Here is a 432-nt window from a genome sequence, read left to right as displayed (position 1 = left end):
GCGGGCCGCGCTGTAACCCCTCCCCACCGGGCGCATCCCGCGCCCGGCCATGAGGATCCAGCCCATGACCAAGACCCTTCGCTCCGCCCTGCTCGGTGCCGGCCTGGTTCTCGGCGCCCTCTCCGCCCTGCCCGCCACCGCCTCGGCCCAGGGCTGCAACACCACCTTCGAGGTGGTCAACCGCGGCGCCGAGCCGGTGATGGAGGTGCATATCCGCCCCACCGGCACGAGCGGCTGGAGCCGCGACCTGCTCGGCCGCAGCGTGCTCGGCCGCGGCGACCGCCTGACGCTCACCCCCGCCCAGGGCGGCTACTACGACGTGATGGTCAGGACCCTGACCGGCCGCGTGATGGTGGCCGCCGCCCAGAACGTCTGCCGCCTCGCCACCGTGACGGTGAGCTGACCGGCAACGGGGCGGGCGCCGGCCCGCCC

The 432-nt window shown here is 75.2% G+C and carries 1 protein-coding gene; it reads left to right on the top strand.

Annotated elements, in window-relative coordinates; all coding sequences use genetic code 11:
- The first annotated feature begins 64 nt into the window (after positions 1 to 64).
- A complete protein-coding gene (locus tag M0638_RS28610) occupies positions 65 to 403 on the top strand; it encodes a hypothetical protein (RefSeq protein ID WP_248670355.1) in 339 nt (112 codons plus the stop codon).
- Positions 404 to 432: the final 29 nt, after the last annotated feature.

Source organism: Roseomonas acroporae (assembly GCF_023223525.1).
GTDB classification, from domain to species: domain Bacteria; phylum Pseudomonadota; class Alphaproteobacteria; order Acetobacterales; family Acetobacteraceae; genus Roseomonas_E; species Roseomonas_E acroporae.
This window is presented reverse-complemented; position numbering and strand designations above follow the sequence as displayed.

Excerpts from the sequence above, each read along its gene's own strand:
- M0638_RS28610 (WP_248670355.1), top strand. The coding sequence starts at position 65 with ATGACCAAGACCCTTCGCTCCGCCCTGCTCGGTGCCGGCCTGGTTCTC.